This is a genomic window from Allobranchiibius huperziae (assembly GCF_013410455.1).
GTDB lineage: Bacteria > Actinomycetota > Actinomycetes > Actinomycetales > Dermatophilaceae > Allobranchiibius > Allobranchiibius huperziae.
This window is the reverse complement of sequence record NZ_JACCFW010000001.1, coordinates 1,684,311-1,705,041: the sequence shown is the minus strand read 5'-3', so window position 1 is coordinate 1,705,041 and position 20,731 is coordinate 1,684,311. Positions and strand designations below refer to the sequence as shown.

18 protein-coding genes are annotated in these 20,731 nt (G+C 69.6%); 8 read left to right on the top strand and 10 right to left on the bottom strand.

What is annotated here, in order from left to right:
• Nucleotides 1-212: 212 nt before the first annotated feature.
• A complete protein-coding gene (locus tag HNR15_RS08100; RefSeq protein WP_218883601.1) occupies nucleotides 213-995 on the top strand; it encodes a DNA alkylation repair protein in 783 nt (260 codons plus the stop codon).
• Here HNR15_RS08100 and prcA read toward each other — a convergent pair.
• The 4 genes from prcA to dop form a co-directional block, all read right to left on the bottom strand.
• Nucleotides 966-1,733 (bottom strand): proteasome subunit alpha, encoded by a 768-nt coding sequence (prcA, locus tag HNR15_RS08095; protein ID WP_179480673.1) that lies wholly within the window; start codon nucleotides 1,731-1,733, stop codon nucleotides 966-968. The genes HNR15_RS08100 and prcA overlap by 30 nt on opposite strands.
• Nucleotides 1,730-2,557 (bottom strand): proteasome subunit beta, encoded by an 828-nt coding sequence (prcB, locus tag HNR15_RS08090; RefSeq protein ID WP_343048469.1) that lies wholly within the window; start codon nucleotides 2,555-2,557, stop codon nucleotides 1,730-1,732. Before prcB ends, prcA begins: the two co-directional genes overlap by 4 nt.
• On the bottom strand, nucleotides 2,554-2,757 hold the full coding sequence (locus HNR15_RS08085) for a ubiquitin-like protein Pup (RefSeq protein WP_179480671.1): 204 nt from the start codon (nucleotides 2,755-2,757) through the stop codon (nucleotides 2,554-2,556). The genes prcB and HNR15_RS08085 overlap by 4 nt, the downstream gene beginning before the upstream one ends.
• A gap of 114 nt (nucleotides 2,758-2,871) precedes the next feature.
• On the bottom strand, nucleotides 2,872-4,398 hold the full coding sequence (gene dop / locus HNR15_RS08080) for a depupylase/deamidase Dop (RefSeq protein ID WP_179480669.1): 1,527 nt from the start codon (nucleotides 4,396-4,398) through the stop codon (nucleotides 2,872-2,874).
• Nucleotides 4,399-4,441: 43 nt separating this feature from the next.
• Between dop and HNR15_RS08075 the strand changes: the two genes are divergently transcribed.
• Both HNR15_RS08075 and HNR15_RS08070 read left to right on the top strand, forming a co-directional pair.
• Nucleotides 4,442-5,446 (top strand): alpha/beta hydrolase, encoded by a 1,005-nt coding sequence (locus tag HNR15_RS08075; protein ID WP_179480667.1) that lies wholly within the window; start codon nucleotides 4,442-4,444, stop codon nucleotides 5,444-5,446.
• Between the two features lie 513 nt (nucleotides 5,447-5,959).
• Nucleotides 5,960-6,508 (top strand): hypothetical protein, encoded by a 549-nt coding sequence (locus HNR15_RS08070; RefSeq protein ID WP_179480665.1) that lies wholly within the window; start codon nucleotides 5,960-5,962, stop codon nucleotides 6,506-6,508.
• 4 nt (nucleotides 6,509-6,512) lie between these two features.
• Here HNR15_RS08070 and HNR15_RS08065 read toward each other — a convergent pair whose 3' ends face one another.
• A complete protein-coding gene (locus HNR15_RS08065; RefSeq protein WP_179480662.1) occupies nucleotides 6,513-7,739 on the bottom strand; it encodes a T6SS phospholipase effector Tle1-like catalytic domain-containing protein in 1,227 nt (408 codons plus the stop codon).
• A gap of 246 nt (nucleotides 7,740-7,985) precedes the next feature.
• On the opposite strand from HNR15_RS08065, the gene HNR15_RS08060 reads away from it, so the two are divergent.
• Nucleotides 7,986-8,483 (top strand): NfeD family protein, encoded by a 498-nt coding sequence (locus HNR15_RS08060; protein ID WP_179480660.1) that lies wholly within the window; start codon nucleotides 7,986-7,988, stop codon nucleotides 8,481-8,483.
• Nucleotides 8,456-9,331 carry a slipin family protein gene (locus tag HNR15_RS08055; RefSeq protein ID WP_179480658.1) on the top strand — a complete coding sequence of 292 codons (876 nt, stop codon included), beginning with the start codon at nucleotides 8,456-8,458 and terminating at the stop codon, nucleotides 9,329-9,331. The genes HNR15_RS08060 and HNR15_RS08055 overlap by 28 nt, the downstream gene beginning before the upstream one ends.
• Nucleotides 9,332-9,426: 95 nt before the next feature.
• Here HNR15_RS08055 and HNR15_RS08050 read toward each other — a convergent pair whose 3' ends face one another.
• Nucleotides 9,427-10,800 (bottom strand): HNH endonuclease signature motif containing protein, encoded by a 1,374-nt coding sequence (locus tag HNR15_RS08050; RefSeq protein WP_179480656.1) that lies wholly within the window; start codon nucleotides 10,798-10,800, stop codon nucleotides 9,427-9,429.
• A 564-nt stretch (nucleotides 10,801-11,364) separates the two neighbouring features.
• Here HNR15_RS08050 and HNR15_RS08045 point away from each other — a divergent pair.
• Nucleotides 11,365-11,718, top strand: coding sequence for a DUF3054 domain-containing protein (locus HNR15_RS08045; RefSeq protein ID WP_343048468.1), 354 nt, complete (start codon nucleotides 11,365-11,367; stop codon nucleotides 11,716-11,718).
• Nucleotides 11,694-12,968, top strand: a complete 1,275-nt coding sequence (locus HNR15_RS08040) for an FAD-binding protein (RefSeq protein WP_179480652.1) — start codon at nucleotides 11,694-11,696, stop codon at nucleotides 12,966-12,968. The genes HNR15_RS08045 and HNR15_RS08040 overlap by 25 nt, the downstream gene beginning before the upstream one ends.
• Before the next feature lie 3 nt (nucleotides 12,969-12,971).
• On the opposite strand, the gene HNR15_RS08035 is transcribed toward HNR15_RS08040, so the two are convergent.
• The 4 genes from HNR15_RS08035 to HNR15_RS08020 all read right to left on the bottom strand — a co-directional run bounded on the left by HNR15_RS08035 (nucleotide 12,972) and on the right by HNR15_RS08020 (nucleotide 19,433).
• Complete coding sequence (locus tag HNR15_RS08035; RefSeq protein ID WP_179480650.1) at nucleotides 12,972-15,278, bottom strand: hypothetical protein; 2,307 nt, start codon at nucleotides 15,276-15,278, stop codon at nucleotides 12,972-12,974.
• Between the two features lie 209 nt (nucleotides 15,279-15,487).
• Nucleotides 15,488-17,224: a proteasome ATPase gene (gene arc / locus HNR15_RS08030; RefSeq protein ID WP_179480648.1), complete on the bottom strand. Its 1,737-nt coding sequence runs from the start codon at nucleotides 17,222-17,224 to the stop codon at nucleotides 15,488-15,490.
• A 66-nt stretch (nucleotides 17,225-17,290) separates the two neighbouring features.
• Nucleotides 17,291-18,289: a tRNA (adenine-N1)-methyltransferase gene (locus HNR15_RS08025; RefSeq protein WP_179480646.1), complete on the bottom strand. Its 999-nt coding sequence runs from the start codon at nucleotides 18,287-18,289 to the stop codon at nucleotides 17,291-17,293.
• Between the two features lie 10 nt (nucleotides 18,290-18,299).
• Nucleotides 18,300-19,433 (bottom strand): site-2 protease family protein, encoded by a 1,134-nt coding sequence (locus HNR15_RS08020; RefSeq protein ID WP_179480644.1) that lies wholly within the window; start codon nucleotides 19,431-19,433, stop codon nucleotides 18,300-18,302.
• Between the two features lie 429 nt (nucleotides 19,434-19,862).
• On the opposite strand from HNR15_RS08020, the gene HNR15_RS08015 reads away from it, so the two are divergent.
• Entirely contained in the window at nucleotides 19,863-20,726 is an 864-nt protein-coding gene (locus tag HNR15_RS08015) for a RecB family exonuclease (protein ID WP_179480642.1), read from the top strand.
• Nucleotides 20,727-20,731 lie beyond the last annotated feature (5 nt).

The following is a 20,731-nucleotide window of genomic DNA, read 5'->3' as shown; positions in this document are numbered from 1 at the left end:
TCCCGCCGGTGCGACCCGCTCCGGCCGCACCAGTCTATTGCCGATCTATGTGTCAGTTCGCGCATCCGCCGCCGTCCATGCCTGATGACCGATCGGGCGCCCGGGACCGACTCTGTCATCGGCCACCGACAGCCGCCACCGGTTTCGCCCGTGCACGGGTTCGGGCCGCCGCGAATCACCATCCGACCGTGGCTCGATGCGAGACTGAGCGGATGCCGAACGGTTCCGCCCTCACCGATGCCCGCTCCGCGATGCGGGCTCTCGGCGAGGTCGCCGACCCCGGCGACGTGCCCGCTCTGCAGCGCTACTTCAAGACCGGACCTGGTGAGTACGGCGAGGGCGACGTCTTCATCGGCGTGCGCATGCCGGCGGTGCGCGAGGTCGCCCGTCAGGCCAGTGGCATGGGACTGGTGCAGCTCGACGTGCTGCTCGACTCCCCCGTGCACGAACACCGCCAGCTCGCGGTCATCGTCCTGGGTCGGGCGTTCGCAACGGCGTCGACCGCTCGCGGGTACGACGAGCGGGCGCGCGCAGCGTACGTCGCGTTCTACCTGGCCGCAGTCCGTCGCGGCCGGATCGACAACTGGGATCTGGTGGACGCCTCGGCCGAGTTCATCCTCGGGGAGTACCTCGTGGACCGGGACCGCCGGCTGCTGCTGGACCTCGCCGGATCACCGGTGCTGTGGGAGCGGCGGGTCGCGGTGCTGGCGTCCTTCGCGTTCATCAAGCAAGGCGACGCCAGCACGACGCTGCAACTGGCCGAACAGCTGCTCGGCGACCCCGAGCCGCTGCTGCAGAAGGCTGTCGGATGGATGTTGCGCGAGGTCGGCAAGCGGGTCGACGTGGAGCTGCTGCGCACGTTCCTGGACGGGAATGCCGCTCGGATGCCCCGCACCATGCTGACCTACGCGGTCGAGCACCTCGAGCCGAGCGAACGCACTCACTACCGCTCGTTGCGGTCGACCTCAGCCCTCACCGGTCAGCGTCTCGTGTGAACCGACCCCTGGATCGTCGGTCTGCGGGACGTCGTGGGTGGGGTCGTCCGGGCTGAGCAGCGCCTCGAGCAACGGCCCGGCCAGCCGCCGGAACGCGCGTCGTTCCCGATGCCGGTCCAGGACCGCGACCTCCAGCTGCGCGGCTCCGAGCTCACGGGAGACGCCCTGCGGATCGGGTGCCAGAGCCTCCACCGCCAGCCGCAGCGCCTGCCCCAGATCGAGCCCGCTGTGCCAGCGGTCCTGCAGCAGCTCGGTGATCGCGTCGGCCGCGCCGCCCATCGCCACGAACCCGTGCTCGTCGCCGACGGACCCGTCGTAGGTGAGCCGGTAGATCTGGTCCTCGTCGGTCGACGCGCCGACCTGGGCGACGACGATCTCGACCTCGTACGGCTTGGACTCCTGGGTGAAGACGGTGCCCAGGGTCTGTGCGTACGCGTTGGCCAGGCCCCGCGCCGTGACGTCCATCCGGTCGTAGGAGTAGCCCCGGAAGTCGGCGTACCGGACGCCGGCCACCCGCAGGTTCTCGAACTCGTTGTACTTACCGACCGCGGCGAACGCGATCCGGTCGTAGATCTCCGAGACCTTGTGCAGGGCGCGACTGGTGTTCTCACCGACGAAGGCGATGCCCCCGTCGTAGCCGAGCACGATGACCGAACGGCCGCGGGCGATGCCCTTGCGCGCGAAGTCGGCCCGGTCCTTCATCAGCTGCTCGGGCGAGACGTAGAACGGCATGCTCATCGCGGATCGGCCTCCTCCCGGCGCTGCGCCACCACGGCGGTCACCACCTGCTCGAGTTGTTCGGCGCTGACGAAACGCGACCCTTCGGCGTCCAGCAGGGCGACGGTGGGCCAGATCCTGCGGCCGAGGTCCGGACCGCCGGTAGCGGAGTCGTCGTCGGCGGCGTCGTAGAGCGCCTCGACCGCGACCCGGACGGCGTCCTCCCGGGTGAGGCCGGCGCGCCACAGCTTCTTCAGGGCGCCACGGGCGAAGAGCGAACCGGAGCCGACGCTGTGGTGGTCGGCCTCCTCGTAACAGCCGCCGGTCACGTCGTAGGAGAAGATCCGTCCGCGATCGGTGGCCAGGTCATAGCCCGCGAAGAGCGGCACGGCCGACAGTCCCTGCATCGCCATGCCGAGGTTGCCGCGGATCATGCTGGCGAGGCGGTTGGCCTTGCCCTCCAGCGATAGCAGCGTGCCCTCGATCTTCTCGTAGTGCTCCAACTCGACCTGGAAGAGTCGCACCAACTCGATGGCGATACCGGCCGCGCCGGCGATGCCGGCCGCGGAGTACTCGTCGGTGGTGAACACCTTCTGCATCGTGTGGTTGGCGATCAGGTTGCCCATCGTGGCCCGGCGGTCACCGGCGAGCAGCACGCCGCCGGAGTACTGGATCGCCAGGATCGTGGTGCCGTGCGGCGCATCGACCGGCGCGCCGCCGGGCACGGCTCGCATGCCCGGGATGAGGTGCGGGGCGTGGGCGCCGATGAATTCCGTGAAGGACGCCGATCCGGTCTGCAGGAACGCCGCCGGAAGACGGCCGTTCGACGCCTCGGGTGAGGTCACTGGCCGCCCTTCTGGACGAAGCCCCGGACGAACTCCTCGGCATTGCTCTCCAGCACGCCGTCGATCTCGGCCAGCATGCTGTCGGTGTCCTCGTCCAGCTCCTGCTTGCCGGCCTGGGCTGCGGGGGCGGCGGGCTCGGGCGCGTCACCCTCGGGATCGGCGTCTCGACGCTGGGGACTCTTGTGCTCCTGGCCGGCCATGGTCGCTCGCTTTCGCTGAGGAGGTCTCTTCGTCCACCCTAATGCGCGCATCCGTCACGACCGCAGGGCGCGCCCGGGTCGGGCCCGGCCCGTCAGGGCGGTAGCGGCGACGGGTCAGTCGGCGACGGCCAGCGCTCGGAGCAGCTCATCGGCGCTGTGGGCGCGCTCCATCAGCTCCCCCACATGCGCTTTGGTGCCGCGCTCGGGTTCGAGCATCGGCACCCGCTGCAGGCTGGGGCGCCCCGGGACGTCGAAGATGACCGAGTCCCACGACGCGGCCGCCACCTGGTCGGGGAACCGGGCCAGGCACTGGCCCCGGAAGTAGGCGCGCGTGTCCTCCGGCGGTGCGGTGACCGCCCGGCGCACCTCATCCTCATCGACCAGCGTGTCGAACCGCCCGGCAGCCGCCATCCGGTGGAACAGCCCCTTGTCGAGACGCACGTCGGACCACTGGATGTCGATGGCGCGCAGTCGCGGGTCGGACCAGTCGAGGTTGTCCCTGGCCCGGAATCCTTCGAGCGCAGTGAGTTTCGCGACCCAGTCGACCTGGCGCGCACAACTCATCGGGTCGCGTTCGAGGCCGGTGAGCACCTGCTCCCACAGCGCCATGACCTGCACGGTGTCCTCGTCCCAGTCACCGGGGCCGTCGCCGTACGTCTTGGTCAGCCACGTGTCGGCCATCTCCTGGTAGCTGCGCAGCAGCTCCAGGCTCGTCATGCTGGTGCCGTCGGCCAGTTTCACCCGGGTGCGCAGCGTCGGGTCGTGGGATATCTCGCGCAGGGTCGTCACGGGTTGATCCAGCGTCAGGTCACGGGTCACCGCGCCCGCCTCGATCAGCGCGAGCACGAGACTGGTGCTGCCCAGTTTCAGCACGTTCGCGACGTCGCAGTGGTTGGCGTCGCCCAGGATCACGTGCAGCCGCCGGTAGCGGTCGGTGACGGCGTGCGGCTCGTCGCGGGTGTTGATGATCGGCCGTTTGAGCGTGGTCTCCAGCCCGACCTCGACCTCGAAGAAGTCGGCGCGCTGGGACAACTGGAAACCGGGGCGAGTGGACTCCGCACCGATCCCGACCCGGCCCGAACCGCTCATCACCTGGCGCACCACGAAGAACGGGATGAGGTGCTTGACGATGTCGGCGAACGGCGTGGACCGGCGCATCAGATAGTTCTCATGGGTGCCGTAGGAGGCGCCCTTGCCGTCGGTGTTGTTCTTGTAGAGGTTCACGCCGGGTGCGCCAGGGGGCGACAGCAGCCGCGACGCCTCCCGCATGACCAGCTCGCCGGCCCGGTCCCAGACCACGGCGGCGCGGGGGCTCGTCACCTCCGGCGAGGAGTACTCGGGGTGTGCGTGATCGACGTACAGGCGAGCGCCGTTGGTGAGGACGACGTTCGCGAGCGTGGGGTCGGCCTCGTCGGTGAGTTGGGAGGGGTCGGCGGCCGCCCGCGACAGGTCGTAACCGCGGGCGTCGCGCAGCGGTGCCTCGTCCTCGTAGTCCCAGCCGGCACGGGTGGAGCGGATGCCCTGGCGGGTCGCGTACGCGGTGACGACGGCTCCGGACAGGTTCATCGGGTTCGCCGTCGGGTCGCCCGGGACGGAGATGCCGTACTCGGTCTCGATGCCCATCACGCGGCGCGCAGTCATCCCCCGACAGTAACCAGCGATCCCCGGACGGCAGACTGGCGCCATGGACGAGCGATCTGCACTGGTGGCCGGTGGCGCGCGACTGAGGTCGCTCTGGACGGCATCGGCGGGTATGCCGTTGCGCACCAGGGTGATCAGCACGGGCCTGGCGATGAGTCAGGGCAAGCCGCTCAGCGAGCTCAGCGCCGGGGAGTTGCAGAAGCGACGCGCGCTGTCGCCGCCACCGCGAGGCCCGGTGTCCTGGGTGGTCGGCCGGGTGACGCCCGGTGCCGTCATCGAGACCGTGCAGGTGCCGGTCCGCGACGGTCGCACCGTGTCGACCCGGGTGCTGCGGCCGGCGTCCGGACCGTCGGACACGGTGCTCATCTGGTACCACGGCGGAGGCTGGGCGCTCGGGCGTCCGAAGGACTTCGATCCGCTGCTGAGTTTCCTGGTCGAGCAGACCGGCTGCGTCGTCCTCGCGCCCGACTACCGGCTGGCGCCGGAGGACAAGGCCCCGGCGGGCGTCCACGACTGCCTCGACGTCCTCGACTGGGCCGCGACGGGCGCCGGGAGCATCACCAGCCCGGCGCCGCGGATCGCGGTCGGCGGCGACAGTGCCGGCGGCAACCTCGCCGCTCTCGCAGCGCTGCACGCCAGGGACCGGGGGCTGCAGCTGTCCGGTCAGGTGCTCGTCTACCCGGCCACCGACCTGGCGACCGACCGGCCCTACCGGAACGCGCCGATCCTGTCGGGTGAGGACATGGACGCGTTCGAGGCCTTCTACCTCACCGGCTCCGGCCTGACCGGCACCGACCCGGTCGTCTCCCCGGCCCACGCCGCCAGCCACGCCGATCTCGCTCCGGCGCTGGTGCAGACCGCCGAGCTGGACCCCTTGCACCCCGAGGGCGAGCGGTACGCGCAGACGCTCGAGTCCGCCGGCGTCCCGACCCGCTACACCTGCTACCGCGGCGTGCCCCACGGCTTCCTGAACATGCCCGGCGGCACCCACGTCGGCTACCAGGCCTGGTGGGAGATCAGCGACACGCTGCGTCGCTGGTGGGCCTGAGCACGCTCGCGCCCCCTCTCCCTACCGCCGGGTGAGCATCGCGTGAGAGCCACGCTCTCCCGCTGCGCTGAGCCGCTCCCCCGCTGCGCTGAGCCGCGCCCTCACTCGGGCTGACGATGCTCGCAGGCGCTCTCCTGCGCTCCGGCGTACGTGCACACGTCCCTGTGGTCGCTCACGCCGATCTTTCCGCGCCCTTGGGCGCACCCCGCGTACCCGCCTGAGCGCCCCCGGCGCTGCGGTCGATGTCGCCATGTCGCTCCCCCGCTGCGCAGGGTGGGACAGCACTGGCCACACCTGAGACAGCTGACATTTCGTCCGAATGCTCAACGTGCGGATTCCGTCGCGGAACGGTCGTCCGACAGTGCGTATGGATGGTCCAGAGTCGATCACAAGAAGTTTTCTTGAGAGATCGGCGCGTTTCGCCACTTCTTGATCCTTCAACGGTTTACTCTCTCTTTACCAAACACTGACCGGGGAGATGCCGTGCTGGGGGACAACCGTGAACGAGGGGGTGTGGCCGTGGACGAGCGGTCGCACGTCAGGCGACGGGCCGTCATCGCGGGCGCTCTCTGGACCGCCCCGGTGATCCTCATCGGAGCACCCGCGCCTGCCGAAGCGGCCTCGACCAGCGTCCAGCCGGCGCAGCTCGCGTTCAACACGCTGAACACCACGGGCACGGCGTACAACGGGTCGGGCAAGCCCACCGGTCTGCAGACCCAGGTGCAGGTGCAGAACGTCTACTACGCGTCCTACCCCTCGGTGTCCGCCAGCGTGCAGAAGCTGACCGTCGTCGTCCGCTTCCCCAGCGGGCAGGTGTCGACGGCTGCTCCCACCGCCGTGTCCGGTACCGGCTGGGCCTTCACCAGTGTGGCGACCTCGGGCGGCAACCGGGTCTTCACCTTCACGTGGACCGGCGCCATGGACCCCGGCCAGCAGACGTCGTCGCTCGAGTTCACCGTCGCGATGAGCAACACCAACTCAGGTCAGCGCACGCTCACAGCGACCGCGAGCGCCACCAACGCCACGGACGCCAACGGTTCGGCGTCCTACACGGTCAACTGATCGGTCACTTCGCTGCGGTGGGGCTGACCTGCAGGCGATCCGGCGGAATCGGCTGATACCACGCACGATCCGTCACGTTGTGGGTCGACGGGAGTTCGCACGACGGCCCGAGGTGGTCAGCGGCGACTCTGGACGCGACGGACTGGTGGATCCAGGCGCCCTCCGGGATGCGCCGGTGGTAGGGGGGTCCGGTCACCAGCCAGGACTTGGGCAGCGGATGGACGACGCCCTCGTACGCGGTCTCGGTGAGCGCACGGAACAGCAGCGAGTAGGAGTCCCGTTCGCGCAGGACCAGTTTCTCGACCACTCCGTCGACGACCCACTTCAGCGCGATGAGCGCGAGACGGTGGTCGTCCTCGTAGGTCCCGCCCACGTCGGAATGGACCCCGGCGAACCAGACCTCCTCGGGTTCGAGACGCCCCGGACGGTCGGGACGGTCCTGCAGCAGCATCGCGCGGTAGGGGTTGCGCCATTCGTGGATGGAGACGGCGTGCCGCACCTGTTGCGCGTTCGGGACCGAATCGGTGAACCGCCAGTGGTGTTCGTGGAAGTGGGCGAGGCCAGAGGCCTCCACCGTGTCCCAGATGCCGAGGAAGGAGACCGGCACCGAGTGGTGCGGCACGAAGAAGGTGCCGTCCAGCGCCGGGTGCCTCCACCCGTCGTCGGTGACCTGGTCGTGGAGTGCGGGGTCGACCGGAGTCTGCTCGGTCCCCCAACAGAAGGCGTCGGCGAACTCGGCGAGGCCTTCGCACTCCGCGGTGGTGTCGGGCCAGTCGTTCGTCGCGTACTTCTCGATCGCGTACGGGATGAGATTGTCCGAACCCGTGCGCAGCAGGCCGGGGCAGTGCAGCATCCCAACGAGTGCGCGCGCGGTGTAGGCGCCGCGGCTGAATCCGAAGATGTAGATCTGGTCGCCGAACGCGTAGTGCCGCATCAGCCAGCTGTAGGCCTCGGTCAGCTTGTGCTTCATGCCGATCCCGAAGGCGAGCTCCTCCCCCGTGGACAGGTGTCGTTCGATGATCCCCCGCGCGTGTGGCGCGGGCAGCGTGCCGATACCGGGGTCGTAGTACGCGATCTGCCGGGATCGATCGACCAGGCTCAGCATCCGGAAGATCTTGGCGACGTTCGATGGCTCGGAGACACCGATCTGGTCGTTGGTGCCGTCCAGGCACATCACGATCGTCTTGGTCCCAGCCGGGGGCGGCGCCGAGTGCACTGCCTGATCCGACATGACAAACACCCCTCGACAGCGGCGATTTCGACCCACGAGATTACGCCCGGAGGACGGCGTCCTGCAGGTCGTCGGGAGAACTTCGTCGGCGAAGAGCGGGCGCGTTTCGAACGGTGCTTCCGATGCGAAGACGGCGGGGGCCGCGCTGCGGGCACGGGGTATTCTGAGATCGGCAGAACAGGCGCGTCGAGTCGGTTGGGGCTCCGTTCCATGCGACGGCCCGTTCGCCCGGATCAGGTGATCCCGATGGCTGCGATCGGTGTGTTGGTGGCCCTGTGCGGACTGGGGCTGCTGGTTCTCGAGGCCCATGTGCCCGGCTTCGGAATCTTCGGCTCGGCGGGCGTCCTCGCGCTCGCCGGCGGCGTCGGGTTGATCGTCGATGCCGCGGGCGCCCCACTGGCCGTCGCCCTTCCGGTGGCCCTGATCCTCGCCGTGATCGGTGCGGTCCTCCTGTTCGTCGTGGGCCAGAAGGTGTTGCTGTCGCACCGCTTGGAACCGCAGTCCGGGCCGGAACGTTTACCCGGTGTGGCCGGTGTCGTACAGACGTGGGCAGGGGACGAGGGCCAAGTGGCCGCGGACGGCTCGCTCTGGAGCGCACGTACCAGTTTCGGATGGCAGGATCCCGCCCCTACGGCGGGCGAAACCATCGTGATCGAACGACTCGACGGATTGACCTTGATGATTCGTCGACCGCACTCGTGGGAAAAGGATCCGGTATGGAAGCCCTCGGAATTGTCGTTGTAATCGTCGTCGTCGTACTCGTCGCCCTGCTGGGATCCTCCGTCCGGGTGCTGCGCGAGTACGAACGCGGGGTCGTCTTCCGGTTGGGACGCCTGGTCACGCTGAAGGACCCCGGCCTCGTCCTGCTGATCCCGGTGATCGACCGGATGGTCCGCGTCGGGATGCGCACGGTGACCCTCAACGTGCCCGCGCAGGACGTCATCACCCGGGACAACGTCCCCGTGCGGGTGAACGCGGTGACCTACTTCCGTGTCGTGGACGCCAACCGTTCGATCGTCGAGGTCGAGAACTTCCTGGCGGCGACCAGTCAGATCGCCCAGACCTCGTTGCGCGCCGTACTGGGTAAGGCGGAGCTGGACACCCTGCTGTCCGAACGGGAGCGGCTCAACGCCGACCTGCAGAAGGTCATCGACCAGCAGACCGAGCCGTGGGGCATCAAGGTCCTCATCGTCGAGATCAAGGACGTGGAGATCCCCGGCAGCATGCAGCGCGCCATCGCGCGGCAGGCGGAGGCCGAGCGCGAACGTCGCGCCAAGGTCATCAACGCCGAAGGTGAGTTCCAGGCGTCGGCCAAGCTCGCCGAAGCGGCCGATGTCATGTCGACCAACCCCGCCACCCTGCAGCTGCGCTACCTGCAGACCCTGCTGGAGATCGGTAGCAACAACAACAACTCGGTCGTCATCCCCCTGCCGATCGACCTGATCCAGGGTGTGCTCAGCGGCTTGAAGCCGAGCGCCGACGCTTCCGACAAGGTCGCCGAGGCCAAGAAGGCTGCTGACGCCGTCCTCGCGGAGAGCCGGGTTGCGGGCGACGCACAGCCGGAGATGGACGCGGTCGTCAGCCCGTCCTGAGGTTTCCGCCGCACTTCGGTCGCGCTGCACGCTGACGGTGTTCGCGTTCGTTGACGGTGTTCGAACGCCGTCAACGGCGGTTAACGCCGTCAGCGTCATGCGGCGGGTCGTTGGCCGGGTCGGGCGGGCATGAGGCCTGGGGTGAGGTCCCAGGTGACACCGGTCGTAGTGACGGTGGCGGTGAGCAGGTCGCGGTGCACGATCGTGTGGTGCCTTGCACACAGCAGCGCTGCATTCGACAGGTTCGTTCCGCCGCCGGCCCACCATGGGGTGATGTGGTGGGCGTCGCACCAGTCGGGTGGTCGGTCGCAGCCGGGGAAGGTGCAGTGCTGGTCTCGGTGGATGATCGCAGTTCTGAGTCCGCCGGTGAAGAGGCGTTTGGCGCGCCCGAGATCCAACGGTTCGGACTCGCTGCCGAGGACTGCGGGGATCAGGTCGGCATCGCACGCGAGTCTGCGCAGGGTGCCGGCGTCGAGGTGGTCGCCGTCGGTGCTGTGCCCGATTCCCGGTAGATAGGTCGGCGCGAATCCGTTTTCGTCTGAGCCGTGTTGGCCGAGCCGGCCCGCGTCCCGGAGCCCCTCGTACAGAGTGTTGTAGTCCAGGGTGACGAGGATCTTGGCGGTCCCGCCGAACTCTCCGACCGGCCGCGAGCTGGTGCCGTCCAACACCCCGGCGGCGGTGTCGACCAGTCGCACCAGGGCGTCCGCACGCCGCTTAGCGGGGGTGCGAGTATCCCGCTCTGGCCCTTCGCCGCCAGCTGCCACCGGCGCGGGAGCGGATAAGGCGCGCAGGGCGTGCTTGACCATGGCGGCGTGCCCGCTCGAGAGTTCGGCGACGAACCGGGTCAACCCGGACGGTAGGTCGGCCCAGAACACCGACTCACACTCCTGCTGACGCTCCTCATCCCGCACCAGCTGCTGCGGCGCGTACTCCCCCAGGATGCGGGTGGTCAACTCCCGCAACGTCTTTGCGCCGTAGTCCGACAACGACAGGTACCGGCCCAGCAGGTCATCCCGATCCACGGTCGGCAGCTGCGGCAGGATCATTGGCACCTGCCGTAACGCGGCAGCAGCCACCGGCACACTCGCCGACCCGGTCGCCAACGCCTCAACAACCACCTGATTGGCCGGATCCGCACAGTCCACGCCCACCGAACCCACCCGGCGCACCACCGCGGGTTCGACACCAGCTGCCTGACGGGCGACCCACGCCGGAGCACCCGTCGCCGTGGAGTTCGCCACGGTCCCCCGACTCAGCGCATCCGCGGTCGCCAGCGCGGCGACGTTCTCCGCGCGAGCTGTGATCCGCAGCATGCCCCCGACGACCTCACCCAGGGCCGCTTCGTCCAGTTGCCACAGAGCGTCCGGCCATTCGTCCAGCCCGGCAGCGAACTTGCCCAGCAGAGCCATCAATCGGTCACCGGTACCCGGCGCAGCAGGGCGCCGGTGCTCAGTTTTCGACTGCGCCATGGCCCCTCCTGCGCTGATGACGGCGCCCCTTGCCGTCTATCTTGAATCATACATGTGTTCGACTCCTGGCGCAAGGGTAAATCCAACGAATGTCCCTGCCAGTAGTTATGATTCGAGCTAAAAATATCCACATCCCCCGGCGTCGGTGTTGCTATTTCAGCAGTTGTCCACACATAAGAAGCGCTTCTGGTGCCGACACGAACAGATATGGGATGGGCGTGCGCCGGGGGTTTCATCGAGGGCCAATCAGCTGCGCTACCGATGGGCCCGCTGGGATGCCCCGGTGCAGTTTCGCTCGCACGTCACCTTGCTCGGTCTTGTCGGCGTAACGCTCCTTGCGTGACTGCACCGAGATGCGGGGAGGATGTGCAGCGGCGGTGCTTCGGCGCCGGGGTGCCGCTGCAGGCGATGCGCCTGCACCTCGTTTCAGAGGCTGCAGATAGCGGCTCCGAGACCCTGGATCTGGGGTGATGAGGTCATCGGCGGCCGGCGTCTTAGGCTCGATGAATGACGACCACCCAGACGCCTCCTAGGGCCGAACAGGCTGATACGCGGCGTTCGACCGTGGTAGCCGCTGTCCTCGACGTGGTGCTCATCGTGGCGTTCGCCGCGATCGGGCGGGCGTCGCACTCCGAGAGCCACCCCGTGCTCGAGTCCGCGGTCGTGGCGTGGCCGTTCCTGGTGGGTGCGGCCGCCGGGTGGGCGGTCGCGGTGGGTGTACGGCGGTGGGCGCCGGCGTCGCTGCGAGCAGGCGTGCCGATCTGGGTGGGGGCCGTCGTGATCGGAATGGTGCTGCGGGCATTGACAGGCCGCGGGGTGGCGGTCAGCTTCGTGATCGTCGCGACGATCGTGTTGGGAGTGTTTCTCATGGGCTGGCGTGTCATGGTTGCCGGATGGCAACGACGGATGCGCAGCTGAGAGCTACCAACTGGTCCGGGACGATCGACTACCGCTCAGGTCGGCGGATTCGACCCGCCTCCATCGAGGAGCTGCGGCGGGTTCTGCGCGAGGCGCCGGCTGCGAAGGTCACCGGCTCCGGTCACAGCTTCAACCACGTCGCGGACAGCGAGCAGGGCTGGCAGCTGGATCTGTCGGGGCTCGTGGAGCCGCCCGTCGTCAGTGACGACCGGAGCACCGTCGAGGTCAGCGGGGGGATGACGTACGGCGCGTTGGTGCCCTACCTCGCGCAGGCCGGGCTGGCCCTCGCGAACCTCGCGTCCCTGCCCCACATCACGATCGCCGGGAGTGTCGCGACCGGCACGCACGGCTCGGGGGTCCGCCGGCCCGGGTTGGCGAGCGCCGTGCAGGCGGTGCAGCTGCTGAGTGCTGACGGCGAGGTGCGGTGGTTCGACCGCTCCGACCCGCGCTTCGCCGCCCTCGTGGTGTCGCTCGGCGCGCTCGGGGTCGTCACCCGGCTTCGGCTGTCGGTCGAGCCGGCGTACCAGGTGCGGCAGGACACCTTCGTCGGACTGACCTGGTCGCAGCTGACGGCCGGGCTGGGCGCCATCCTGGAATCGGCCTACAGCGTCAGCGTCTTCGGGCGGTGGATCGGGGCGGGCCCCGACCACATCGTCCTGAAGAGCCGCCTCGACGAGGTGACGGGGACTCCCGCCGTGCCCGGCGCCGAATGGATCAAGGACACCCGTCATCCCTCGTGGGGCTCGGGAGAGACCAACGAGAAGGTGACCGAGCAAGGCGGCGTCCCGGGCCTCTGGTCGGATCGGCTGCCGCACTTCCGGATGGGCTTCACGCCGAGCTCGGGGGCCGAGATCCAGTCCGAGTTCTTCGTGCCAGCGGCACAGGGAGCGGCAGCCGCCGACGCGCTGCTGCAGATCGGCGAGCGCATCGCCCCGGTGACCATCGTGTCGGAGATCCGCGCGGTCGCGGCCGACGCGCAATGGCTCGCCCCGACGTACGACCGCGACAGTGTCGTCTTCCACTTCACCTGGCGGCCGGACACGGCCGCCGCGTCGGCCGCCGTCGACCTCGTACAGCAGGCCCTCGCACCGTTCGACCCGCGCCCGCACTGGGGCAAGCTCTTCACCTACCCGGGGCGGCTCGACGCGGCGTATCCGCGCCTGGACGACTTCGACGCCGTACGCCGTGAGCTCGACCCGGCCGGCCGCTTCCTCAACGACTTCCTGCGCCGTCACGTCGTGCCGGCGTGAAGCTCAGGGTGTGATCGCGTACGCCGAACTGCCGCCGGCTGCGATCGCGGTCGCGCCGCTGATGCCGGTGACCACGACCGGTGTGCTCGCCGAGTCGGCAGGGCCGGCGCTGCCCAGCTGGCCGTAGCTGTTGTCGCCCCATGCGGCGACGGTGCCGTTGGACATCCGGGCATAGGCCGAGTTGTCCGAAGCCGCGATGGAGAGGACGCCCGACACATTGAGCACGCTCTGGGGCACGCGGGAGTCCGCGGTGCTGCCGTAGCCGATGCCACCGCCTGTGCCCTGCCCCTGGGCGGAGACGCCGCCACCGCGGATCGCGTACCCGTCGACGCCGCTCGCCGCGACCGCGTTCGCCGTGTAACCCGGGATGCGCGTCGGCACGGTCACGTACGGGTCGGGTGAATTGAGGGCGAGCTGGCCCACCGAGTTGTCCCCCCAGACCCAGACTCCGGTGTCGGAGGTCAGCGCGAGCACCGAGCGGCCGCCGCCGACGATCGAGGTGACGTTGCTGATGCCGGAGATCTTGACCGGGGTGGCCGACCCTTCGGTCGTCCCCGGGATCTGCCCGTAGTACCCGTCGCCCCAGGCCCACACGCTGCCGTCCGAAGCGAGCGCGTACGCCGTGTCCCATCCCGCCGAGATCTCGACGATCCGCGTCAGCCCGGTGACCTGCGTCGGCGTACTGCTGGAATTGCCGGATCCGTTGCCGAGTTCGCCGTGGAAGCCGTTGCCCCACGCCCAGACCGTGCCGTCGCCACGCAGCGCGTACCCGGAGAAGTACCCCGCCGCCACTGCGGTGACGCCGGTCAGACCGACGACCTGGCGCGGCACGCTGGTGAGGTTCGAACCGTCCAGGCTGCCGCCGTCGCCGAGCTCGCCGGCCGCGCCGTCACCCCAGGCCCACACAGTGCCGTCGGCCCGCAGCGCGTACCCGGTGGCCTCGCCGGCCGCGATCCCGGTCACGCCCGACAGGGCACTGACCCGCACGGGCGTGCTCGAGGAATCGGGGCTGGTGCCGTTGCCGAGCTGGCCGCTCGATCCCGCGCCCCACGACGAGACCACGCCGGTGAGCGGGTAGCGGAAGTACCCCTGCACGTCGACGAGCAGGTCGGTTTCGGCCGAACTGAAGATGGTGACCCTGCCGCCCGCGCCGACCTTGGCGGTCACCGAGTTGGCGACGGCCTGTCCCTGCACGTAGTTGAGGGTGGAGGATCCGGGGCGGCTGCCGCCCGCGGGGTAGGTCGTGAGATAGCCGCCAGCCGACGGCCCGACCGCCGTGACGCCCAACTCGACGGCGTTGATGCCCGAGGTGGGTACGCCGCCCGCTCCCGTGATCTGCACGGTGAGGCTGCCGCCGGCCGGCACGCGCGCCTTCGGGGCGCCGGTGCCGCTACGGGTGTCGACCAGGCGGACAGGGGTCACACCGGTGTAGTCGGCGGTCGTCGGCAGCCACCCGGCGATATCCACCAGCAGGTGGGTCGTCGCGGAGGTGTAGATGGACACCGCTCCCCCGCTGCCCACCCGCGCGAACGTCGCACCGACCGCTGCGCGCCCGGCGGCGAAGTTGACGTTCGAGGACGACGGGCGGGCCGCTCCGGCCGGGTAGGCGATGAGGTAACCGGAGGTGGCCGGCGCGACCACCGTGATGTTGAGGACCACGGCCCCGACGCCGCTCGACGGGACACCTGCGACGCCCGTCACCGGCACGGTCGTGGTGGATCCGGCAGCGACCGTGTGCGTTTTGCGGGTGTCCAGCAGACGGGTGGGTGTGACCGGGTGGTAGGAGCCGCCGGTGGCGTAGTAGCCGGACACGTCGGCGAAGAACTGTGTCGAGGTGGACAGGTAGACGCTGACCCGGCCACTCGCGTCCACCGGTGTGACGGACTGGTTCGCCACGGCCTGCCCGGCGGCGAAAGTGATGTTCGAGGTGCCCGGTCGGGTGGAGCCGGTCGCGTAGGCGATCAGGTATCCCGAGCTCGCCGGCCCCGCGACCGTGATGTTGAGGACGACGGCGGCGACGCCGGAGGTCGGCACGCCACCTTTCCCGCCCACTTGCACGGTCGTCGTACTGCCTGCTGCCACAGCGCCCTTCGGACCACCCAGACCGGTACGGGTGTCGATCACGCGGGTCGGGGCGACGGACGTGAGTCGGGTCGTCGGTGCCGGTCCGGCGACGGCAGCCGGTCGAGCGGCACCTGCCGGGTGCGTCCCACCGGTCGGCACGGCGGCGTACGCCGAGGCGGGTGCGGCGAGCGCGCACCCGAGGAGCATGGCGAGGAGCAGACTGCGCAGCGCGGCGTACGAACGCATGGGGGGACCACTTCCGACGGAGCAGGACACGGCAGAGCAGAGGCCGCGGCCTCAAACTACTGCGCCGTAGGTGGCGAGTGGCCGTTACGCGGCGGAGGTATCGGCTGTCCCGGTCCGACGCTGTCGGACGCTGCCGGCGGTTGTCCGCAGTTTCGTGCGGACGGGGTCCCGAAACTGCGGACAACCGCCGATAGGTCTTGGCCCGAGGACTACAGGTACTGACCCGTGTTGGCGATCGAGTCGATCGCGCGCCCGGGCTCCGAACCGTCCTTGCCGTCGATGAGCGTGCGGATGTAGACGATCCGCTCGCCCTTCTTGCCGGAGATCCGCGCCCAGTCGTCGGGGTTCGTGGTGTTGGGCAGGTCCTCGTTCTCCTTGAACTCATCGACGCACGCGCGCAGCAGGTGATCGATGCGAATGCCCTTGGCGCCCAGGGTGATCTGGTCCTTGATCGCCATCTTCTTCGCGCGGTCGACGATGTTCTGGATCATCGCGCCGGAGTTGAAGTCCTTGAAGTAGAGGACCTCCTTGTCGCCACTGGCGTAGGTGACCTCCAGGAATTTGTTCTCGTCGATCTCGGTGTACATCCGCTCGACGGTCGCCTGGATCATGTCGGTCACCGTCTCCTGCGCCGAACCGCCGTGCTCCGCCAGGTCGTCCGCGTGCAGCGGCAGCGTGACGGTGAGGTACTTCTCGAAGATGTCCCGGGCGCTCTCGGCGTCCGGCCGCTCGATCTTGATCTTCACGTCGAGCCGACCGGGCCGCAGGATCGCCGGGTCGATCATGTCCTCGCGGTTGGAGGCACCGATCACGATGACGTTCTCCAGGCGCTCCACACCGTCGATCTCCGACAACAGCTGCGGGACGATCGTCGTCTCCACGTCGGAGGAGACGCCAGACCCGCGGGTGCGGAAGAGGCTCTCCATCTCATCGAAGAAGACCACCACGGGCGTGCCGTCGGAGGACTTCTCGCGAGCGCGCTGGAAGATCAGCCGGATGTGCCGCTCGGTCTCGCCGACGTACTTGTTGAGCAGCTCCGGACCCTTGATGTTGAGGAAGTAGCTGCGCGTCTCGGTGCGCCCGGTCTTCTCGGCGACCTTGCGGGCCAGCGACGCCGCGACCGCCTTGGCGATGAGCGTCTTGCCGCACCCGGGAGGACCGTAGAGCAGCACGCCCTTCGGCGGCCGCAGCGCGTGCTCGCGGAAGAGTTCCTTGTGCAGGTAGGGCAACTCGACCGCGTCGCGGATCTGCTCGATCTGCCCGGCCAGGCCGCCGATGTCCTCGTACTGGATGTCGGGCACCTCTTCGAGCACGAGGTCCGCGACCTCGGCCTTGGGGATGCGCTCGTAGACGAAGCCGCTGCGGCTGTCGAGCAGCAGCGAGTCGCCGGCGCGTACGGTCTGCCCGTCCAGGCTCGCGGCGCGGCGGCAGACCCGCTCCTCGTCGGTGTGCGCGACGACGAGGATCCGAGTGTCGTCGAGCAGGTCCTTGACCGTGACGAGCTCGCCGATGGACTCGTACCCGGTCACCGCGACGATGTTCATCGCCTCGTTGAGCAGCACCTCGCGGCCCGGCTGCAGCACCTCCGGCTCGACGGTCGGGCTGACCGCGACGCGCATCTTGCGCCCGCTGTTGAGGATGTCGGCCGTCGCGTCGTCCCGCACGGCGAGGACCACGCCGTACGCCGCGGGCGGCTGTGCGAGTCGGTCGACCTCCCCCTTGAGCGTGACGATCTGTTCGCGGGCCTCGCCCAAGGTGCGCACGAGCCGCTCGTTCTGTGCCGAGAGGGTGCCCACGGAGGACTGCAGTTGGTTGACCTGCTGAGTGAGCTGCGGGTTACGGCCCGCACTCGCGGCGTTCAGGCGGGTGCGCAGCGCCTTGACCTCCTGCTGGAGGCTCTCGACGGCGTCGTAGGGCGTGGACTCGTGGGGCTGCTGGTCGGACATCAGGCCTCCTGCATGGAGCGGCGCGCTTCGCGAGTGATGTCACTCGACCTTAACCCGACGGACTGATCAACTCGCGGGCGGCTCACTTAAGGAACGACGAACTTTGCGCACCTTCTTGTCCGAGACGGGCCGCTCGCCCAGATCCTCGGCATCCCAGGTCGAGCTCGACGCGTCGTTCTCTTCGCCGTAGGCGCCCTTCGCGGGGCGGCGTTTGCGCAGCGGCGGCGTGACGCCCGGCGCCAGCCGGCGCGTCGTGATGAGGAAGCCGGTGTGCCCGTGCATGCGGTGTTCGGGGCGCACCGCCAGACCCTCCAGGTGCCAGCCTCGCACCATCGACTCCCACGCCTGCGGCTCGGTGAAGCCGCCGTGGTCACGGGCTGCTTCGGCGACCCGGGACAGTTGTGTCGCGGTCGCGACGTACGCGATGAGCACGCCACCCGGCGCGAGCGCCTCGGCGACCACCTCCAGACACTCCCAGGGCGCCAGCATGTCGAGCACGACTCGGTCGACGGAGCCCGGCGCCTCGTGCTGGGGAAGCGATTCGACCAGGTCGCCCACGGTGACCGTCCATGCCGGGTGGTCCGCGCCGAAGAAGGCGCGGGCGTTGCCGCGGGCGATGTCGGCGAAGTCCTCGCGGCGTTCGAAGGAGTGCACGTGCCCGGTGTCGCCCACGGCCCGCAGCAGCGACATGCTGAGCGCACCCGAGCCGACCCCGGCCTCCACGACCCGGGCACCGGGGAAGATGTCGGCCATCGTGACGATCTGGCCGGCGTCCTTGGGGTAGACGACGGCCGCGCCGCGCGGCATCGACATGACGTAGTCCGACAGCAGCGGCCGCAGTGCCAGGTACTGCACGTTGGCGGTGTTGGTGATGGTGCTGCCGTCCGGTGCACCGATCAGGTCGTCGTGCAGCAGGTGGCCACGGTGGGTGTGGAACTGCTTGCCCTCGCCCAGGGTGATGGTGTGCATCCGGCCCTTGGCGTCGGTGAGCTGGACGCGTTCGCCTGCGGTGAACGGACCGCGTCGTGTGTCGGCGCCCGTGGCGTGTGCGGTCGGTGTGGTCATCGGGCGCAGCCTAGTGAGCCCGGGAGGCGGCCTGCAGAGCCTGTCCGAGGTCAGCCGTCCGGATGATGCCGACAGGCCGGCCGTCTCGGAGCGTCACCAGCAGTTGTTCCGGTGCGGGGTCGGCCGACTGCACCGCCGTGATGAGCTCCGTGCAGTCGTCGTCCACCGAGTCCACCTGGGCCACCCAGCCCTGCGGCTGGCGCCGCGCGACCGCGTCCACGGGCGCGCTGCCGATGCCCGCGGGAACGCGGGCCCGGTCGGCGGCGGTCGCGAATCCCCAGGGCACCCCCGCCGGGTCGGTGACCACGAGGTCACCGTCACCGCGCAGCCGGGAGAGCGGCGTGCCGGACGGGACCAGGGTCACCCGGGTCAGCAGCTGCCGCACGGTCACCCGTGAGATGACCCGACTCGCGGAGGATCTCGCGATGGCGCTCGTCGCGCCCACCCATAGGAAGCCCGCGATCAGGACGGCCCAGACAACCGTGTAGAGGTCGACCTGACCGCCGTCCAGCATCGAGCGCCCGAAGGCGGCGACCACGACGAGGACGGCGACGACCCTGCCGCACCATCCGGCGACCAGCAGACCGGTGGCGCGCGAACCGGTGATCCGCCATACGAGCGAGTCGACGAGGAATCCGCCGTCGAGCGGCAGGCCCGGCAGCAGGTTGAACACCGCGACGAACCCGTTGGTCCATACGAAGACCTGCACCAGAAGCCGGGGCACGCCGCCGTCGGTGCCCTGCAGCACCAGGTAACCGAGGCCCGCGAGCACCCCGTTGCTCAGCGGTCCGGCGACGGCGACCATGGCGCTGGAGAGCGGTGTGGTGTCGGCCGTGTCGTACGACGTGTGCCCGCCCCACAGGTCCGCGACGATCTGGCGCACCCGGTATCCCCGCCACTGCCCCACCAGCGCGTGCGAGCCCTCGTGCACGAGCACGGACAGCAGGAGCAGCAGGACGTAGCCGATCGCGACGAGGTAGGCGCCTCCGGAGCCGAGCTCGGGCAGGACTCCGTGCACCTGCGGCCCGAAGGTGACCACGATGAAGATCGCGATGATGGGCCAGCTGCGGCCCAGATAGACGGGCACGCCGCGGACCTGGCCGATCTGCCACCCGGGGCCGGGAGCTTCGGGGGTTCGCGGCATGTCCTCAGGCTAGTCGCAGGCCCTGTCCAGCACTTCAGAGCCGACTGTCGGGTGCGTGGTGGCCCGCTGCAACTGCTCGCTGTCGAGCCCGTTCACGGGCGGCCGGGAGGACGCCGGTGTCGATTACGTGCCGCTGCCGGACCACGTCGCGTCGGTTGTAGGCACCGTGGCCATTCTGCTGCGTCGGGAAGACCTGACCGGGTGGGTTGTCGGCGATTCGGTTTCTCTCCTCCAAGACCGACCGGGCGGTGCGCTCCCACCGACCCGACCCACCCCGCCGGCCTGATGAGGGACCGCGCGGTGACGTCGTGCCGGGGTCGTGGCTCGCATGAAGGGATCGCGACGCGTACGTCGTTCTCCTGCACCACGCATGCGCCGCGCGGCAGGTTGTGCGGGGCGTTGTCGGCGCGCGGTCCTACAGTCACCTGCATGGCTCAGCACACGGCACTCCCCCGCACCGCGGCGCTCTCACCGAGCCGCGCATCGGACTTCATGCAGTGCCCGTTGCTCTACCGCTTCCGCACCATCGACAGGCTCCCGGAGCCGCCGAGCCCCGCCGCCGCGCGCGGCACGCTGGTGCATGCGGTGCTGGAGCGGCTCTTCGACGTCCCGGCGCCGCAGCGCACGGTCGAGCACGCGCGCACCCTGATCGGCCCGCAGTGGGACGCACTCGTCGAGGCCGAGCCCGAGCTGGCCGCCCTGGTGGCCGAGGGCCCCGATGCGATGCGGCAGTGGGTCGCCGACGCCGCCGTGCTGGTCGAGCGCTGGTTCGAGCTGGAGGACCCGACCCGCCTGGAGCCGGCCGAGCGCGAGCTCTATGTCGAGGTCGAGGTCGACGGACTGACGCTGCGGGGGTACGTCGACAGGCTGGATGTCGCCCCCGGCGGCGAGTTGCGGGTCGTCGACTACAAGACCGGGCGTTCGCCCTCGCAGCTGTTCGAGGCCAAGGCGCTCTTCCAGATGAAGTTCTACGCGCTGGTGCTCTGGCGCACGCGCGGCGTCGTGCCGCGGATGCTGCAGCTGGTCTACCTGGGCAACTCCGAGCTGGTGCGCTACGAGCCGGAGGAGCACGACCTGCTCGCCACCGAGCGCAAGGTGCGTGCCCTCTGGGCGGCCATCGAACGCGCCGCCAGCGACGGTGACTGGCGACCCAGCCCTTCCCGCTTGTGCGACTGGTGCAGCTTCCGCGATCTGTGCCCTGCGCACGGCGGCATCGCACCCCCGCTGCCCGAGCGGGCCCAGGAGCTCGCGCTCGACCCGGCCCGGTCCGGCAGCGTCGAAGACGACGACTGAGCCGC

Coding starts and splice junctions, on each gene's coding strand:
- HNR15_RS08050 (WP_179480656.1), bottom strand. CDS start 10,800: ATGGCGCAGTCGAAAACTGAGCACCGGCGCCCTGCTGCGCCGGGTACC.
- HNR15_RS08020 (WP_179480644.1), bottom strand. CDS start 19,433: ATGCCGCGAACCCCCGAAGCTCCCGGCCCCGGGTGGCAGATCGGCCAG.
- HNR15_RS08085 (WP_179480671.1), bottom strand. CDS start 2,757: ATGGCCGGCCAGGAGCACAAGAGTCCCCAGCGTCGAGACGCCGATCCC.
- HNR15_RS08025 (WP_179480646.1), bottom strand. CDS start 18,289: ATGACCACACCGACCGCACACGCCACGGGCGCCGACACACGACGCGGT.
- HNR15_RS08035 (WP_179480650.1), bottom strand. CDS start 15,278: ATGCGTTCGTACGCCGCGCTGCGCAGTCTGCTCCTCGCCATGCTCCTC.
- prcA (WP_179480673.1), bottom strand. CDS start 1,733: ATGAGCATGCCGTTCTACGTCTCGCCCGAGCAGCTGATGAAGGACCGG.
- HNR15_RS08040 (WP_179480652.1), top strand. CDS start 11,694: ATGGCAACGACGGATGCGCAGCTGAGAGCTACCAACTGGTCCGGGACG.
- HNR15_RS08100 (WP_218883601.1), top strand. CDS start 213: ATGCCGAACGGTTCCGCCCTCACCGATGCCCGCTCCGCGATGCGGGCT.
- HNR15_RS08055 (WP_179480658.1), top strand. CDS start 8,456: ATGGAAGCCCTCGGAATTGTCGTTGTAATCGTCGTCGTCGTACTCGTC.
- arc (WP_179480648.1), bottom strand. CDS start 17,224: ATGTCCGACCAGCAGCCCCACGAGTCCACGCCCTACGACGCCGTCGAG.
- HNR15_RS08065 (WP_179480662.1), bottom strand. CDS start 7,739: ATGTCGGATCAGGCAGTGCACTCGGCGCCGCCCCCGGCTGGGACCAAG.
- dop (WP_179480669.1), bottom strand. CDS start 4,398: ATGACTGCGCGCCGCGTGATGGGCATCGAGACCGAGTACGGCATCTCC.
- HNR15_RS08060 (WP_179480660.1), top strand. CDS start 7,986: ATGGCTGCGATCGGTGTGTTGGTGGCCCTGTGCGGACTGGGGCTGCTG.
- HNR15_RS08075 (WP_179480667.1), top strand. CDS start 4,442: ATGGACGAGCGATCTGCACTGGTGGCCGGTGGCGCGCGACTGAGGTCG.
- HNR15_RS08015 (WP_179480642.1), top strand. CDS start 19,863: ATGGCTCAGCACACGGCACTCCCCCGCACCGCGGCGCTCTCACCGAGC.